The 17,574-nt window shown below is 35.4% G+C and carries 16 protein-coding genes; 11 read left to right on the forward strand and 5 right to left on the reverse strand.

The genetic code is table 11. The annotated features are described in order from the left end of the window. Positions 1-214: 214 nt before the first annotated feature. Together N4270_RS09855 and N4270_RS09860 are read right to left on the reverse strand one after the other, a co-directional pair. Entirely contained in the window at positions 215-643 is a 429-nt protein-coding gene (locus tag N4270_RS09855) for a hypothetical protein (RefSeq protein WP_260096927.1), read from the reverse strand. Positions 644-809: 166 nt separating this feature from the next. Continuing rightward, the gene (locus N4270_RS09860; protein ID WP_260096928.1) at positions 810-1,916 is read right to left on the reverse strand and encodes a C1 family peptidase; all 1,107 of its coding nucleotides are present in this window, start codon (positions 1,914-1,916) and stop codon (positions 810-812) included. A gap of 53 nt (positions 1,917-1,969) precedes the next feature. Between N4270_RS09860 and N4270_RS09865 the strand changes: the two genes are divergently transcribed. From N4270_RS09865 to N4270_RS09875, 3 genes are all read left to right on the forward strand, one after another. After that, positions 1,970-2,809 (forward strand): 1,4-dihydroxy-2-naphthoyl-CoA synthase, encoded by an 840-nt coding sequence (locus N4270_RS09865; protein WP_260096929.1) that lies wholly within the window; start codon positions 1,970-1,972, stop codon positions 2,807-2,809. 15 nt (positions 2,810-2,824) lie between these two features. Beyond that, complete coding sequence (menA, locus tag N4270_RS09870; RefSeq protein WP_260096930.1) at positions 2,825-3,730, forward strand: 1,4-dihydroxy-2-naphthoate octaprenyltransferase; 906 nt, start codon at positions 2,825-2,827, stop codon at positions 3,728-3,730. 195 nt (positions 3,731-3,925) lie between these two features. Then, on the forward strand, positions 3,926-4,603 hold the full coding sequence (locus tag N4270_RS09875; RefSeq protein ID WP_260096931.1) for a metal-dependent hydrolase: 678 nt from the start codon (positions 3,926-3,928) through the stop codon (positions 4,601-4,603). A gap of 2 nt (positions 4,604-4,605) precedes the next feature. Here N4270_RS09875 and N4270_RS09880 read toward each other — a convergent pair whose 3' ends face one another. Then, on the reverse strand, positions 4,606-5,502 hold the full coding sequence (locus N4270_RS09880; protein ID WP_260096932.1) for a sterol desaturase family protein: 897 nt from the start codon (positions 5,500-5,502) through the stop codon (positions 4,606-4,608). 111 nt (positions 5,503-5,613) lie between these two features. Between N4270_RS09880 and N4270_RS09885 the strand changes: the two genes are divergently transcribed. The 5 genes from N4270_RS09885 to N4270_RS09905 all read left to right on the forward strand — a co-directional run bounded on the left by N4270_RS09885 (position 5,614) and on the right by N4270_RS09905 (position 13,031). Further along, entirely contained in the window at positions 5,614-6,303 is a 690-nt protein-coding gene (locus N4270_RS09885) for a DUF2490 domain-containing protein (protein WP_260096933.1), read from the forward strand. A gap of 50 nt (positions 6,304-6,353) precedes the next feature. Then, the gene (locus tag N4270_RS09890) at positions 6,354-7,409 is read left to right on the forward strand and encodes an o-succinylbenzoate synthase (RefSeq protein WP_260096935.1); all 1,056 of its coding nucleotides are present in this window, start codon (positions 6,354-6,356) and stop codon (positions 7,407-7,409) included. Between the two features lie 5 nt (positions 7,410-7,414). Beyond that, positions 7,415-8,371, forward strand: a complete 957-nt coding sequence (locus N4270_RS09895; RefSeq protein WP_260096936.1) for a CPBP family intramembrane glutamic endopeptidase — start codon at positions 7,415-7,417, stop codon at positions 8,369-8,371. Positions 8,372-8,389: 18 nt separating this feature from the next. After that, complete coding sequence (locus N4270_RS09900; RefSeq protein ID WP_260096937.1) at positions 8,390-9,454, forward strand: AMP-binding protein; 1,065 nt, start codon at positions 8,390-8,392, stop codon at positions 9,452-9,454. Positions 9,455-9,545: 91 nt separating this feature from the next. Continuing rightward, on the forward strand, positions 9,546-13,031 hold the full coding sequence (locus tag N4270_RS09905) for a VIT domain-containing protein (protein WP_260096938.1): 3,486 nt from the start codon (positions 9,546-9,548) through the stop codon (positions 13,029-13,031). Positions 13,032-13,155: 124 nt separating this feature from the next. Here the strand turns inward: N4270_RS09905 and N4270_RS09910 are convergent, their stop codons facing one another. After that, positions 13,156-14,427, reverse strand: a complete 1,272-nt coding sequence (locus N4270_RS09910; protein ID WP_260096939.1) for a nitrate/nitrite transporter — start codon at positions 14,425-14,427, stop codon at positions 13,156-13,158. Between the two features lies 1 nt (position 14,428). Continuing rightward, positions 14,429-16,057, reverse strand: a complete 1,629-nt coding sequence (locus tag N4270_RS09915; RefSeq protein ID WP_260096940.1) for an acyl-CoA carboxylase subunit beta — start codon at positions 16,055-16,057, stop codon at positions 14,429-14,431. A gap of 131 nt (positions 16,058-16,188) precedes the next feature. Between N4270_RS09915 and N4270_RS09920 the strand changes: the two genes are divergently transcribed. The 3 genes from N4270_RS09920 to N4270_RS09930 are packed head-to-tail and all read left to right on the forward strand — an operon-like array spanning position 16,189 to position 17,458. Further along, complete coding sequence (locus N4270_RS09920; protein ID WP_260096941.1) at positions 16,189-16,719, forward strand: NADPH-dependent FMN reductase; 531 nt, start codon at positions 16,189-16,191, stop codon at positions 16,717-16,719. A gap of 2 nt (positions 16,720-16,721) precedes the next feature. Further along, entirely contained in the window at positions 16,722-17,003 is a 282-nt protein-coding gene (locus N4270_RS09925; protein ID WP_260096942.1) for a GNAT family N-acetyltransferase, read from the forward strand. Positions 17,004-17,020: 17 nt separating this feature from the next. Further along, positions 17,021-17,458, forward strand: coding sequence for a MarR family winged helix-turn-helix transcriptional regulator (locus N4270_RS09930; RefSeq protein ID WP_260096943.1), 438 nt, complete (start codon positions 17,021-17,023; stop codon positions 17,456-17,458). Positions 17,459-17,574 lie beyond the last annotated feature (116 nt).

Consider the following 17,574-nt stretch of genomic DNA (forward strand, 5'->3'; position numbering starts at 1 on the left):
ATTAGGGAGCACAAATATATTGTGCTTTAACAGAACTTTCAATACCACAAGATTGATATTAGTTATTATTATGCAATCCGTTTTTTAAGGAGCTTAAATGTGAGAACTATGTAGGATTTAAAACGAATCTTTACATATTAATACGCAAAGCTTGGCTATTGATGAAAGAATTTTAATAGCTTCAAATGAAAGTCGGAATGTATAATTAAAAAGTTTAGCTAATTGAAGCCCCCATTTTTGTTACAACTCTTTTGTAAACGGCATCTAAACCTTCATATAAATTATCGAAGCTAATGTTTTGAGAAGCACAATATTGACTTTCAATTTCCGCATTCATGCGTCCAGCATGATTATGACTTACAATACCATAAGCCACTAGATTTGGAAATATAGAACGAACTTCGGTAGTTTCAAGTAATGCAATGGAGTAGGAGTTAACGCGGTTGGCAACGAGGCCAAAAGGTTTAACATTTCCGAAGTATTGAATCAAATCATTAATCATTTTCCGCCCAGATTGTAAATCGGCATGAATTCCTTCATTAAATTCTACAACAGCAATATGATTAAAAAAGTGAAGTGTTCCCGCTTCAGATTGTTCTTGTTTCACGATTTGTGATGCAACATTAGAGTTTACAATAGTCATTTCCCTTACTATTTTTTTAGACTAATTTTTATAGCATTTTTATGATGCCTATATTAAGACACAGCTATTTTAAAAAAGTCACATAAATAATTTATAACGAGACTATTGTACGTTGAGTTAGAGGTTTTGGATGTTTGTTTTTTTTACTTTAACGAATAATTAGCGCTTAGTGAAGTTCTAATTTTGACTTAATCGCATCAGGAAGCGCATCTTTATGAATCATGATTGAAATCGTTTTTAGCTTAAAATAGGCTTCACTCATGTAGATATAACCGTCATTACCAAGCCCTTGTTTGCCCCAAGAATTTTTGACCTTATAATAAATGGTACCGTTTTGATCTTTAAGCATTCCGGTAATATGCATTAAATGGTCATCTGTTGTGTTAAAGTTTTCAAACTCTTGTTGCCTGTAATCTGCAGTAATAGTTTTTTCTTTACCAACATTAATTAAAGCATTTTTACCATCCTCCTCAGGAATGATAGCAAGACCGTGTTGCGGTGAAAAAGTGGTTTCACTCACATCGCAATCCAATTCAATACTAAATCCATTAGTTAAAGCATGGTTCGTAATCGAAACTAAATCATCTAAAGTAACATTGTAAAAACCACCATTTGAGAAGTTATCAGGAATATTTAAAATAAAATTAGAATAATAAGGTTGGTGCGTAAATGATGTAATTGTGACATAATCATCCGGATTTATGGTTGTCATTTCCAGAAAGGATTGTGGCGTATACTGCTTACCGTCAAAAGTAAATGTCGTGATATCTTTACCCAAATAGTGATCTAGAGTCTGCTCCACATCAGTTTTCCAGTTAGATGTGTAAGCTTTAGTATTATCCAGATAGGTGTTTAAAATGGTTTTTAAAGAATCGGCTAATTGAGAATGGTTGTGTCGTGTTTCACCTTCAGACAATCCTGAATACACTTCATTTGGAACCACGCCATATTTTGAAATACTGTTCATAACATCATGCGCTAATCCGCCTTGACTAAACTGTGCTTTGCCCTGACGCATAACATAATTCCACGCTTTATTAGAATAAGTATGTCTTACGGTATACATTTCAGATAAATCAATGTATTTTCCGGTAAGTCTGGTGATTTCACTTTCAAGAAATGAAGAGGTTGAAAAACTCCAGCAGGTTCCTGTGCTACCTTGGCTTATAACATCGGTTGCTTCCAAATCAATGGTGGTTTCAAACTCATAAGTTTGAGAAAAACTAAAAAAACTAGTTAGGGCTAAAAGGATAAGTATACTATTATTTTTCATAGGAAATCAATTCGTTTCTGTAAAATAAATTATTTTTGACTAAAATACTAAAAATGGATAAAGCAAATTGGGTAACTGCTAAAGAATATGAAGACATTACCTATAAAAAATGTAACGGTGTAGCAAGAATTGCATTTAATAGACCAAATGTAAGAAATGCGTTTCGACCTAAAACCACAAGTGAACTTTACGATGCGTTTTACGATGCTGGTGAAGATGTTAATATAGGCGTTGTATTACTTTCTGCGGAAGGTCCTTCAACTAAAGATGGTGTATGGAGTTTCTGCTCTGGTGGCGACCAAAAAGCACGAGGTCATCAAGGTTATGTTGGTGATGATGGCTATCATCGTCTCAATATCTTAGAAGTTCAGCGTTTAATTCGATTCATGCCAAAAGCTGTTATTGCAGTCGTTCCCGGATGGGCTGTTGGTGGCGGACATAGTTTACACGTGGTTTGTGATTTGACGCTGGCAAGTAAAGAACATGCTATTTTTAAGCAAACTGATGCCGATGTAACGAGTTTTGATGGTGGTTATGGTTCGGCGTATCTGGCGAAAATGGTCGGACAAAAAAAAGCGCGTGAAATCTTTTTCCTCGGAAGAAATTACTCGGCACAAGAGGCATACGACATGGGAATGGTAAATGCGGTTATACCTCATGCTGACTTAGAACATACAGCTTACGAATGGGCTCAAGAGATATTAGCAAAATCACCAACCTCTATAAAAATGCTGAAATTTGCCATGAACCTCACTGATGACGGTATGGTTGGCCAACAAGTATTTGCTGGTGAAGCAACACGTTTGGCTTATATGACCGATGAAGCTAAAGAAGGACGTGATGCATTTCTTGAAAAACGGAAACCTAATTTCGATAAAAAATGGATTCCGTAAATCTAAAGCTTGTCTATGATTAAAAAAATAAAGCCTTGGCTCTCCGCTTTTAGATTACGCACATTGCCACTTTCAATATCAGGGATTATCATCGGTTCTTGCTTTGCACACTACAATGGTAAATTTGATAGTTCTATCATGGTTTTTGCCATACTCTTAACAATTAGCTTGCAAATACTGTCTAACTTGGCTAACGATTATGGTGATGGTGTAAAAGGAACAGATAACGACGATAGAATAGGGCCAGAGCGCGCCATACAAAGCGGAGCTATTTCTCCCGATGAGATGTTTGATGGTATTAAAATGAACATTCTTATCGTGATTATATTAACTGTGGGTTTGATTCTTGTATCTTTTGGGAGTAAATATTTCTTGTATGCGATGCTGTTTTTTCTGTTGTCGGGACTTTCCGTTTATGCTGCAATTAATTATACTGTAGGAAGTTCTCCCTACGGTTATCGAGGTTTAGGAGATGTATTTGTGTTTGTGTTTTTCGGATTATTAAGTGTGATTGGGAGTTATTTTTTATATACCAAACAAATCCATCATCATGTATGGTTACCAGCTATTTCTCTCGGTTTGTTAAGTATGGGCGTTTTAAATCTCAATAATATGCGAGATATTAATTCTGATAAAGCCGCAGGGAAAAAAACCTTAGCCGTTAAATTAGGGAGTGAAAAAGCTAAAAAATACCACATCGTATTGATTGTTCTTGCAATGCTTTTCTCGTGTCTGTTCTCCATCTTGTATTTTTCAAATTTCTGGATATTTTTATTCTATTTAGCCTATATCCCCTTAATTTTTCACATAAAAAGTGTTATAAAAACTACCAATCCAAAAGACTATGATCCTCAGCTAAAAGTGTTAGCTTTGACCACTTTTTTCTTTTCATTACTTTTAGGCTTGGGTTATATTTTATAAAAAATTTAACATAAAAGTTTGGAAACCAAAGAATTAATACGTATATTTAGTATTGAAATTTTGTAGGTCGGCATTTATTTGCTATTATGTTGGCAATAAAATTTGGGGCTTTAAAACTCAGACAATTTCTTCAAATCTGTCTGAGTTTTTTCGTATTTTAGTTTTTCTAATTAAGTTGTACAAAACAAATCTCCAATGCAAATCACTTTTTACGGTCATGCGAGTTTAGGAATTAAAATTGCAGACATCACCATTCTCGTTGATCCATTTATTTCAGGAAACCCAAAAGCATCACATATTGATATTGAAAGTTTAGAAGCCGATTATATACTGGTTACTCATGCGCACCAAGATCATATTCTCGATGTAGAGGCTATTGCCAAGCGTACTGGAGCTGTCATCGTTTCTAATTTTGAAATTGCAACGTATTTTGATAAACTCGGTTTAGAAAACCATCCTATGAATCATGGTGGTCAGTGGGATTTTGAATTTGGTAATGTAAAATATGTCAATGCCATTCATACTTCCTCTTTTCCCGATGGTAGCTATGGAGGGCAACCTGGAGGTTTTGTTATCGAAGGGGAACATAAAACTATTTATATTGCAGGTGATACAGCTTTAACCATGGATATGAAATTGATTCCGATGTTTACAACATTAGATTTAGCCATTTTACCAATAGGCGATAATTTTACAATGGGTGTTGATGAAGCTATTTTAGCCAGCGATTTTGTACAATGCGATAAAGTATTAGGCTATCATTTTGATACGTTCGGCTATATTGAAATTGATCATGAAGATGCCAAGCGTAAATTTTTTGATAAGAACAAAGATTTAATGCTATTGGAAATAGGCGAAAGCATTGAGTTGTAACCTTATTTGCGAGCATCTAAAAAATCTTTCCTTAAATCATTACTCACTTTGCCTGAGCCATCATGTTTCCAACCTGGTGGTTTAATCAAATACAAGATTCGGTTTTTTAATGACTTATGACCTGTAAATGCATCTTTAAACATAGAGATCCATTCAATAAATGCAATTTTTATAGGATTGTAAGTATGAATGTTTTTTACCAAGCCATAAACCACTTTTTCGTCTTCTAATTCAGGTTGAAAGGTGCCAAATAGTTTGTCCCAGATAATCAAAATTCCGGCGTGATTTCTATCTAAATATAAAGGATTACTACCATGATGTACACGATGGTGTGAGGGTGTGTTAAAAATAGCTTCAAACCAACGTGGCATTTTATTAATGGCTTCAGTGTGAATCCAAAATTGATATAATAAACTTATCGACATTTGTAACAAAATCATGCCTGGGTGAAATCCTAAAAGCGGCAGCCACAACCAAAATACAAAGGAATAAAATCCGCCAGACCAGGTTTGTCTCAAAGCGGTACTTAAATTATAGTGTTGAGACGAATGATGTACCACATGCGAGGCCCAAAATAACCTGCACTCATGAGATATGCGATGAAACCAGTAATAAGCTAAGTCATCGGCAAAGAAAATCAGTATAAAACTCCACCAAGTAACAGGGATCGTAAACAGCCTGAAATTTTCATAGATAAAATAAAATGCCAATAGAACCAGAGCTTTACTAAAAAAACCTAAAAACACATTGCCCAATCCCATTGCAATTGAGGAGAAGGCATCTTTAGATTCATAAGTTTTAATGTCTTGTTTTACTGTTACATACAGTTCTAATAGCATGGCAATAATAAAAAAAGGAATAGCAAATAAGATAATATTTGGAAAGTTTGGGTCTTGCATATACTATTAATACTTTCAGCTAAAGTACAAAATTGTTAAACATCTGTTATTTGAGGCGTTCTATTTCCGAAGTTAGTTTTTGCTTACTATTTTGCAAAAAATTAATCAACTATGAAATTAAAGCTAACACTACTCATTCTTTTATGTCTTTCAGCAAAGTCTATCGCTCAGGTTGAATCTGGTAAAACAGGCGCTTGGTATATGTATTTTTTTGATACGCAGTTTAAAGAAAGTCAATTTGGTGTTCAAGGTGATATTCAATATAGAAACTGGAATCTTGGAGGTGACTTAGAACAATTGTTGTTGCGGTCTGGATTAACCTATAGACCCAAAGGAGTAGAAGCAAAATTCACATTAGGCTATGCGCATATTACTTCTGGTGCTTTTGGTGATAGCGATGAGACTTCAACAGAAAGTAGAATTTACCAAGAAGCCTTATTACCTCATAAATTAGGAAATCGCGTCTATCTTACCCATCGTTTTAGATACGAGCAACGGTTTGTGGAAGATCAGGATTTTAGAACCCGATACCGCTATAACTTGTTTATGAATGTCCCATTTAATAAGAGTGCTTTAGAAAAAGGCGCATTGTATGCAGCTTTATATAACGAATTGTTTGTCAATGGTCAACGCGATATTGGCGATGGAAGAGAGGTTGCATTTTTTGACCGTAATCGTACCTATTTGGGCATTGGTTATGTATTAAAAAAAGGAATGAAATTTCAGTTGGGCTGGATGAACCAAAAAACGAATAGCATTGGTAAAGCACAATTACAATTAAGTTTTCATCATAATTTCTAAAGGATTCAAGTGTTCGTAATGCTCATAGATTTCTTATTTTTGTAGCAATTATGACTGCAACATACCAGCCTTATACACTCATTTTCAAAAAAGCTAGTGGGACTTCTCGTGGGATTTTAAAAACCAAAGAAACTTGGTTTATTTTGGTGACAAAACATGGTAAAACCGGAATTGGCGAATGTGGTATGTTTAAAGGGTTGAGTAGCGATGATCGTGCAGATTTTGAATCGAAACTGAAATGGACCTGTGATCATATTTCTTTAGGATTAGATGCTTTATTAACCGAATTAATTGAGTTTCCTAGTATTCAATTTGGTTTAGAAATGGCTATTAAATCTTTGAATAGCCCAAATGGTTTTGAATTATTCCCTTCGGAATTTACTCAGAATAAAGCTGCTATTGATATCAACGGACTTATATGGATGAGTTCTGAAGCGGATATGAAACAGCAGGTTAAAGACAAAATTTCAGCAGGTTTTAGATGTATCAAAATGAAAATTGGCGCTATCGATTTTCAGGCTGAATTAGATGTTTTAAAATCGATTCGGAAGACCTTTTCAGCAACAGATATTCAAGTCCGTGTCGATGCAAATGGCGCTTTTAAACCTTCTGAAGCTTTAGAAAAATTAAAGCGATTATCAGATTTTGATTTGCATTCTATCGAACAGCCTATTAAGCAAGGCCAATGGCAAGACATGGCACTCCTATGCGAAAGGACGCCATTACCAATCGCACTAGATGAGGAGTTGATAGGTGTATTTTCTGAAACACAAAAACAAGCTTTATTAGAAACAATCCAACCACAGTATATCATATTAAAACCAACATTAATTGGTGGTTTTGAAGGCAGTGAAACATGGATTAAATTGGCAAATCAATATCAAATAGGCTGGTGGATTACTAGTGCTTTAGAAAGTAATATTGGGTTAAATGCTATTGCACAATGGACTTACACGCTTAACAGTAATATGCCGCAAGGTTTAGGCACAGGAAGTTTATTTACTAATAATTTTGATTCGCCTTTAGTTGTAAAAAATGGTACATTGCACTACCAAAACAATCGCGAATGGGAAGCTTCTATTTTCGGATTCAATTTTAAAAATTAAGACCTATGTTTATAGCACAAGCGTATAAAGTAAAACATGATTTTTGGAGATACCTTTTAGGATCTGTCATTATTTTTGCAGCATCATTTATCGGACAATTACCACTAATGGGTGCCTTGGTTTTCAAGGTTATGGATACTGGACGTGATGTGACAGAAATCAATGAGCAGTCTATGTATAGCATATTAGATTCTAATGTGTTTTTATTTCTTGCCTTGGTATCATTTGTCTTTGCATTTGTAGGTTTATGGATTGCAGTTAAAACCATACACAAACAAAAAATGGTGGCTATTGCAACATCCCGACCTAAATTGGATTGGAAACGTATCTGGTTTGCTTTTATATTTTGGGGTGTCGTGTCTTCTGGATTGGTTTTGATGGATTACTTTTTAACTCCAGAAAATTATGTGTATAATTTTGAACCTCAAAGATTTATCATTTTAGCTGTGATTGCCATTACTTTAATACCAATTCAAACGAGCTTAGAAGAGTATGTTTTTAGAGGTTATTTGATGCAAGGTTTCGGAATGCTCGCCAAGAACAAACTCTTTCCATTAATAATGACGTCTTTAATTTTTGGTTTGCTTCATATCGCAAATCCTGAAATTGACAAACTAGGGTATTCGCTACTCATCTATTATATTGGTACAGGATTATTTTTAGGCATCATGACCTTGATGGACGAAGGGACAGAACTGGCTTTAGGCTTCCACGCTGCTAATAATTTATTTACAGCCTTACTGGTTACTACAGATTGGACCGTCTTTCAAACCCATTCTATTTTAAAAGATGTTTCTGAACCAAAGTTGGAGTTTATCGATATGATTTTACCAGTATTTATTATTTTCCCTATCATACTTTTTATTTTTTCTAAGGTTTATAAATGGAAAAACTGGAAAGAAAAACTCACAGGACAAGTACACGAACCACCAACCGAAGATTACAAAATTATTGGAGAGTAACTTTCTAAATTAGCTTTTATGATACCATCATTTGATAAAATCCATTTAAAATTTAAACTTAACGGCACCAATTATAACCATGACGAACTTAAAGAAGTTTCGTATAGTTTGGTAAAAGAAGGAGAGGCTTATGAAAAAGTCGTTGGAAATTTTCTTCTCGATTGGCTAGATGATAAAGATTTTGTATTAGTTAAAACCTCAGGATCTACAGGCATACCAAAAACGGTAAAGCTTAAAAAGCAAGCTATGGTAAACTCGGCTGTGATGACTGGTGATTTTTTTGGTTTAAAACCGGGAGATACCGCTTTACATTGTTTGCCTAGTCGCTATATTGCTGGTAAAATGATGTTGGTTCGAGCCATGATTTTAGGTTTAGAACTTCAACTGGTATCACCTACGACAATGCCTGCTTATGATGACCAGACTCCTTATGATTTTTGCGCGATGATTCCGTTGCAACTCAAAAATTCATTAGATCGATTAACTTGTATAGATACTTTAATTGTTGGTGGTGCGACCGTTTCAAAATCCTTACGACTGGCTTTAAAAGACGTCCATACCACTGTTTTTGAAACCTACGGAATGACCGAAACCGTAAGTCATATTGCGGTTCGTCAATTAAATAAAATTTCTGAAGCTGAATCTCATTTTCAAACATTACCCAATGTTGTCATTTCCCAAGATGACAGACAATGCTTGGTGATTGAAGCAGAGAAGCTTTCCGAAGCTAAAGTAATTACTAACGATATTGTAGAGCTGGTAACGCCTACTGCCTTTGATATTATAGGTCGATTTGATAATATGATTAATTCTGGAGGTGTTAAATTATTTCCTGAACTGATTGAATCTAAACTTCAGGATAAAATTGATTTACCGTTTTTTATTACTTCTGAAGCGGATAAAGATTTAGGACAAAAACTAGTCTTGGTTTTAGAAGGTGCTACTAACGATTTAAATTCTACAGTTTTTGATGAACTGGACAAATTTGAAGTTCCGAAGGAAATCTATTCTATCCCTAAATTTATTCAGACTGAAACGGGAAAACTTCAAAGGCAAAAAACTTTAGAAGCTATTATTGGGTAGTTGACTCACCGAAAAGTCGCGTTCACTCATTCTATATTTTATGATAGGAGGTTTGGTGATAGGTTTGTATAAAACTTAAAATCCAACCATCATGAAACATATTTTACTTTTCATTACACTAGTTTGCACAGCATCTATTGCATATACTCAAACCATGCCAGAGGTCAAGGTAGGAGAAGATCATTTACGATTATCTACATTAGACATAAAAAGTACGGTGATAGGCAATCGCGCTACAACCACTTACGACATGCTATTTTATAATCCTCAAAATAGGATTTTAGAAGGTGAGCTTGCATTTCCTTTAGGACAAGGACAGTCGGTTACGCACTTTGCTATGGATGTGAATGGTACCTTAAGAGATGCCGTAATCGTAGAAAAAGAACAAGGCAGAGTAGCTTTCGAAAATACAACCCGTCAAACTATCGACCCAGGATTATTAGAAAAAACAAAAGGTAATAACTACAAAGCCCGTGTATATCCTATTCCGGCAAATGGAAGTAAACGTATTGTAATCACATTTGAGCAAAAGTTATTGGCTTCGGAAGGCTATCACGTGATGGAAATTCCGTTGAGTTATAAAAAGAAACTGGACCAGTTTTCTATAGCAATCGAGCAGTTTTCAGGAAAAAGCAAACCTTCAATAGAACAAACACATTATAAAGGCTTGACTTTTAAAGCGCATGACGGAAAGCTACAGGCCGATTTCAAAAAATCAAAATTTGCACCTTCACAGACCATTAGAGTGAAGTTCCCAAAAATAACATCGCAGGCAGTTACGGTTTATCGCGATTACTTTAATGTGTACAAAACATTAGATGTAAAACCCAGACCTAAAACAAAACCTAAAACCATAACTGTATTTTGGGATGCTTCCTATTCGATGAAATACCGAAAATTGAATAAAGAGATTCAGTTGCTGGATACATATTTTAAGTATTTAAAAAATGTAGACGTAAAACTCGTCGTTTTTAGTAATTCTATTAAAAAGCATACAGATTTCAAAGTCAAAAATGGTGATTGGTCCCATTTAAAGCATACTATTACTAATACAGTTTACGATGGCGGAACGTCATATCTAAATCTGGGTGCATACATTAGTGAAGACAATTTACTCTTCTCAGATGGCATGGATAATTTAGGTGCTATGAATTCTTCAGAAAAGCCAATAACAGCCATTAATGCTGTCAATGCTTCCAACCATGAAAAGCTTATCAATATGGCCAACGATTCAGGTTCTCAATATATTAACCTCAATGTACAACCCGTTGATCGTGCCTTTGAATTTCTGATTAATGAAAGCTATAAATTTTTAGGCTATAAAACCAACAAGAATGTTTCCGAAGTATTTCCGAAGAAATTTGCGAGCATTCAAGGGGACTTTTCATTGAGTGGGCGTTTTAGTAAAGCGACGACATTAGAACTCTATTTTGGTTATAATGAAAATGAAAAGAAACTTGTGAGCATCACCATTGATACTAAAGAAAACAATGCCTTGGTCAAACGTTTATGGGCTAAAGAAAAGCTAAATTTTTTATCGAAAAATGAAAAAGAAAATAAGACAGAAATTATAGATTTAGCCAAGCGCTATCATTTGATTACCGCTTATACTTCAATGATAGTTTTAGACCGAATTGAAGATTATGTGCGCTATAAAATTGAACCTCCAAAAGAACTAATGGCCGACTATAAAGCTCAGTTACAAATGGTAAATGATGATGAAGAGGATCGCTTAGAAGATTTAAATGATAGAAAGTCAGAGTTATTTGAAACCTATCAAGATTTAATGAGTTGGTATGATAAGGATTTTTCAAAGCCAGTAGAAGAAGATAAAAAACCGTCTACACCCGAAACGAATGCCACTTCACAGCAAGTAGCTTCACAAGAAACCAATGGGTCTTCAACTCAAGGAAATTCTGTCATTCATGGTGAAAATAGCACCATAACGACGGTAAATGCTTCGTCTAATTTAAACGGAGAAGAACGCACCATTTCAGGTATGATTACGTCCGCAGATGATGGTATAGAACTTCCGGGAGCAAATGTCATGATAAAAGGAACGACACGTGGAGTTCAAAGTGATTTTGATGGTAAGTTTAGTATACAAGCTAAGCAAGGCGAAGTTATCGTAGTCACTTATGTAGGTTTTAAAACAATCGAACAGGAAGTTAATGAAAATACCACACAAATTAATGTTGCTCTTAGCGGCGATGCACAATTAGACGAAGTCGTTGTGATGGCTTATGCTACTGTGCATAAAAAATCTTATACTTCGGCATCAGTTATCGTTTCTGAAGAAATTATTGAAGATCGCTCTAATCAAGATTTTGTGAAGGTTTTATCTGGACGTGCTCCAGGCTTAAATATTGCTACAGGCTCTGGTCAGCCAGGCGCAAATTCAACTATTATCATACGTGGTGTAACCTCTCATAATCAAAATAATGAAGCGCTCTATATTGTTGATGGCGCTCCAATGGATGAAGGCACCTATAAATCTTTAAACCAAGACGATATTGCTTCAATAGATATTTTAAATAAAGACGGAGCGACGGCTATTTATGGGCATAGAGCAGCCAATGGAGTTGTGGTGATAACAACTAAAGAAGGTCTGAAAACAAAAGAAGAAGACATCAATTTACTGAATGAAAAGATTGATAACCAATTTAAAATCAAACCATGGACGCCAGATGCCGAGTATATTGAAGTATTAGCTAAAACCAAAACCATTGCTGAAGCTTTTACAACCTATTTAGATTTGAGAAACACCTATCACAATGTTCCTGCATTTTTCTTAGATGTTGCTGATTTTTTCGAATCTAAAAATGAAAGTGAAATAGCGATTCAAATATTAACCAATTTGATAGAGATCGATATTGATAATCATGAACTTATGCGCGCCTTGGCTTATAAGCTTGAAGCGATGCAAAATTATGAATCTGCAGTTTATGTTTACGAAGCAGTCTTAGAGCTACGCCCTGAGCATCCGCAATCGTATAGAGATTTGGCTTTGGCTTATGAAGCAACCAAACACTATCAGAAAGCATTTGATTTGTTGTATAAAATTGTAGATGGTGCGCTGTTAGAAAAAGACGAGGATGAGCGTTTTTTAGGTATCGAACAAATTGCCTATGTAGAAGCTTGCCACTTACTGAAATTACATGAAAAAGAGTTACAGATTACGGAACAGCAACGTGAATTGTTTAATGATTTGGAAATCGATGTACGTGTTGTAATAGATTGGAATCAAGACAATACCGATATCGATTTATGGGTCGTCAATCCGAAAAATGAGAAAGTCTATTTTGGGAATAAAAAGTCGAATACTGGTGGTCGATTATCAGAAGATTTAACAGAAGGTTACGGTCCGGAAGAATTCCTATTAAAAGAAGCCATTGCAGGAAATTATGAGGTGATTGTTGATTACTTCGGAAGTGAAACTCAGAAAATATCTGGACCCACCACATTAAAAATCACCATGTTTACCAATTATGGCACTAAAGACGAAACTAAAAACATTCAAATTATGCGACTTTCTGAAGATGAAGACGAGTACGAAGTAGGAACGGTAAGGTTTTAAAAAGCAGATACTAGTTGATGGTTGGTTTTAGATTTTTTTAAATTTTGTGTCTGTTTTTAGAAGGCAATTTGTGTATCAAATTGCCTTTTTTTATGCTTGTGTTTATATTAAAAAAAGAAAGCGATTAGGTCTTAGAAGTAGTATTTAATCGATAAAATAAAAACGAAGCTATGCAGCCTATAAAGGTAAATCCGGCCATAATAGCAAAAGCAATTTGATGTCCGGTTTCACCTTTATATTCATCAAGGAAATAACCATATAAAAGTCCGGCAAAAATATCTGGCGTATAGCCAATCACAGAGATAAATCCAACCGCAGTTCCTGTAATTGCTAACGGAATTTTCCCTTCTTCAAGCGTTGCAAAATACAAGACACGAGCAGAGTAAACGCCTAAAGCCATGGTGCCTATAGACAATGCAAATAACAATGTTGTACTATCACTAATAATCCCAGAAGCAAATACGAGACTTGTTATTGTCATTAATAAAAACCCAATAATTATCCATAGCGATGCTCTGGTACGATCTGCCAATAAGCCAATAACGACACCAATAACTGGTCGCATATAAAGAAGATAGGTGCCAATTTTAGCCGATTCAATCTTATTGTAAAGCATGACGTCTTCAGCATAAAGGCTAAACACATCAGTCATTTTGTAAGCGTAATAAGCACATAAAATGATAATCATCAAGAGCCAGACGGCTTTAAATTTCATAACCATTTTAAAGTTTTCAAGTGTAAATACTTTGGGCTTAATGCTATTGTTGTTTTCTAAAGTTTTAAATCGCAACAAGAAAAACACCAAAATAGCAATTCCCATGATGGCTAAAGACGTATAGGTAATCACATGTTTAAAAGCTTCGCGACGCTCGGTAATTGAAGTAAGTTCAATGTCTTTTGTAATGAAAAAAGAAAAGATTAAAACACCAACCGATCCAAAAATGGCTGCTACGAGTCCGCGACCACCATCCAAAAAACCGAAAGCAATCCCTTGTTTTTGAGAACCTCCCCAAATCCTGGTGGCTTTAATCATGGCAGCCCAAAACAAGAAAATCGTTGTAAAACCCCAGAATCCGTAAAGGATATGAAGGTTTCCCAGTGATGGATACGTCGCCAAATAGAGTCCGCCAAATGCCGTAAGCATCAGTGCAACCGACATTAATACATGCGGTTTAAACTTATCAGCTAGTGGGCCACCTATCAAATAGGAAAAAAGCGCTACAGTTCCGTAGATAGAAAAACAGCTTCCTAGATCGGTTTGATCCATAGAAAAGGATTCTAAAAAGGTAGATCTAAAAATGCGCTGTAAAACAAAAGGTAGAATAAAAACCGCTTCACCAGCTAATATAAGTAAGAGGATAATGTAAACTGGAGATGTGGTTTTGTTTGACGACATCTTAAACTTGTAAAACACCCATATTGAATGGCTTTTCAATAGGTGCGTGGTTTGCCGCTTCAATACCCATACTTATCCATGTTCTCGTATCTAACGGATTTATCACAGCGTCTGTCCAGATACGAGCAGCAGCATAATAGGGTGAAACTTGATTGTCATATCGGTTTTTAATCTTGTCGAAAAGTTCTTTTTCTTTCGCTTCGGTAATTTCTTCTCCTTTTTTAAGGAGCGATGCTTTTTCAATTTGAAGTAAAACTTTTGCAGCAGAATTACCACTCATTACAGCAAGTTCGGCACTTGGCCATGCCGCAATAAGTCTTGGATCGTAGGCTTTCCCACACATAGCATAATTTCCTGCGCCATAACTATTTCCGATGACAATCGTAAATTTTGGAACCACCGAATTACTCACAGCATTCACCATTTTAGCACCATCTTTAATAATCCCACCATGTTCAGATTTACTTCCAACCATAAATCCGGTCACATCTTGTAAAAAGACCAACGGAATTTTCTTCTGATTACAATTCGCAATAAAACGTGTGGCCTTATCGGCACTATCATTATAAATCACGCCTCCAAATTGCATTTCGCCTTTTTTGGTTTTAACCAGTTTACGCTGATTGGCAACAATACCAACAGCCCAACCGTCGATACGTGCGTAGGCTGTGATTATAGTTTTTCCGTAACCTTCCTTGTATTCATCAAATTCGCTATTATCAACAAGACGTTTGATAATATCTTTCATGTCGTATTGGTCGGCTCTGGAACGCGGTAAAATTCCGAAGATATCATCAGGATTCTCTTTCGGTTTTTTTGCAGCTACACGATTAAAACCAGCTTTGTCGTAATCTCCAATTTTATCCATCAAGCGCTGAATAGTTTCCAACGCATCTTGATCATCTTTGGCTTTATAATCGGTAACTCCAGAAATTTCACAATGTGTTGTCGCACCACCTAAGGTTTCATTATCTATAGTTTCGCCAATAGCCGCTTTTACCAGGTAACTACCAGCGAGAAAGATGCTCCCTGTTTTATCAACAATTAACGCCTCGTCACTCATAATTGGTAAGTAAGCTCCTCCAGCAACACAACTTCCCATAACGGCAGCAATTTGAGTAATTCCCATACTACTCATTACGGCATTATTTCTAAATATGCGTCCGAAATGTTCCTTGTCGGGAAATATTTCATCCTGCATTGGTAAATAGACACCAGCAGAATCTACCAGATAAATAATAGGCAGGCGGTTTTCTATAGCGATTTCTTGAGCTCTTAAATTCTTTTTTCCAGTTATAGGAAACCAGGCGCCAGCTTTTACAGTGGCATCATTAGCTACGACAATGCATTGTTTTCCTTTAACATAACCGATTTTTATAACCACACCACCAGACGGACAACCACCATGTTCAGCATACATATCTTCACCAGCAAAAGCACCAATTTCTATTGATGGCTTTTTTGAATCTAAAAGGAAATCTATACGTTCTCTGGCCGTCATTTTTCCTTTAGAATGATGTTTAGCAATGCGCTTTTCACCACCACCAAGCTTGACTTGAGCAAGTCGCTTTTTCAAGTCGGAGAGCAGTAGTTTGTTATGATCTTCGTTTTTATTGAAGTTTAAATCCATAGTGCAGTTAATTTCGTACGAATTTACGAAACCAGCAACGGATTAAAAAGTGAATAATTTGTTAAAATTAATTACATGGAAATAGTTTCCTAGGAAAGTATATTATATTTGTGTTATAAAACTATATATAAATGAAAAAAATAATAACATTCGCAGGGAGTAACAGTAAGGATTCTATCAATAAAAAATTAGCAGTTTATGCTTCATCTTTAATTGAAGATGTTGAAGTTACTGTTTTAGATTTAAATGATTTTGAATTACCGTTGTACGGCATCGACTACGAAATAGAGCATGGTATTCCAGATAATGCACACAAATTTTTAGAGCATATAAAATCATCTGATGGGATTGTAATGTCTCTAGCAGAACACAATGGTGCTTATAGTACCGCTTTTAAAAACATTTTTGATTGGATGTCTCGTATTGATGGGAAGTTGTGGAGCGAGAAACCAATGCTCCTTATGGCAACCTCTCCTGGCGGTAGAGGTGGTGCTACAGTATTGGAAATTGCTAAAGGACGTTTTCCGTATATGGGCGGACAAATTGTAGGTACATTTTCATTGCCATCTTTTACGGCAAATTTTCAAGAAGGAAAAATTACAAATGATACACTCAACGCACAGTTAGTGGATGAAGTCAATCAGTTAAAAACACATTTATAATCATGGAAATTCAAAGTGAACATAACGAAAAAAAAGGACGCTTTTATTATAAAGTAGATGGTGTAGAACAGGCTCAAATGACTTACAGTCGGGTAGGCGCAGATAAATTAATCATAGATCACACCGAAGTAGATTCGTCATTAAAAGGGCAAGGTGTTGGTTACAAATTGGTTGAGGCTGCTGTAAGCTATGCTAGAGATCAGCAGGTAAAAATTTTACCCTTATGTCCGTTTGCAGCAGCCGTATTTAAAAAGCGAAGCGAATACAATGATGTACTGTTTTAGAACTAATTGAACGTATTATGGGCAATTTAGAGAAAGACATTAATTCAACGTTTGAAAATAACAAAGTTAAAGCCATGCTGAATATTATTTATACAGCAAATTGGATTACGAGTATTCAAAATGAATTTTTTAAAGATTACGGTATTTCGCCTCAGCAGTATAATATTTTGAGAATATTAAAAGGTGCCAAGCAACCACTTAATGTACAAACCATTAAGGATCGAATGTTAGAGCGCGCTCCAAATGCAACCCGTTTAATGGATAAACTATGCGCGAAAAACTATATAGAGCGTTTGCCTTCAGAACAGGACAGACGTGTGGTCAAAATAGCAATTACAAAAGCCGGAATTGCTTTGTTAGCGTCTATCCCAATGGATTTTAATAATGAAATGCTTAAAAATCTTACAGAAACTGAAGCCAAACAGTTAAGTGATTTATTAGATAAAATGCGCTAATTGATATTTTTGTAATCAACAAACATTCTGAAGTTTGTAATATTAAGCGGTTTTTAGAATAGGAATTATTCGCGTTACAATACCATTAAAAATTTAATTATTTTTAAATCCTTTTG

The sequence above is a fragment of the Psychroserpens sp. SPM9 genome, assembly GCF_025153525.1.
Classification (GTDB): domain Bacteria; phylum Bacteroidota; class Bacteroidia; order Flavobacteriales; family Flavobacteriaceae; genus Psychroserpens.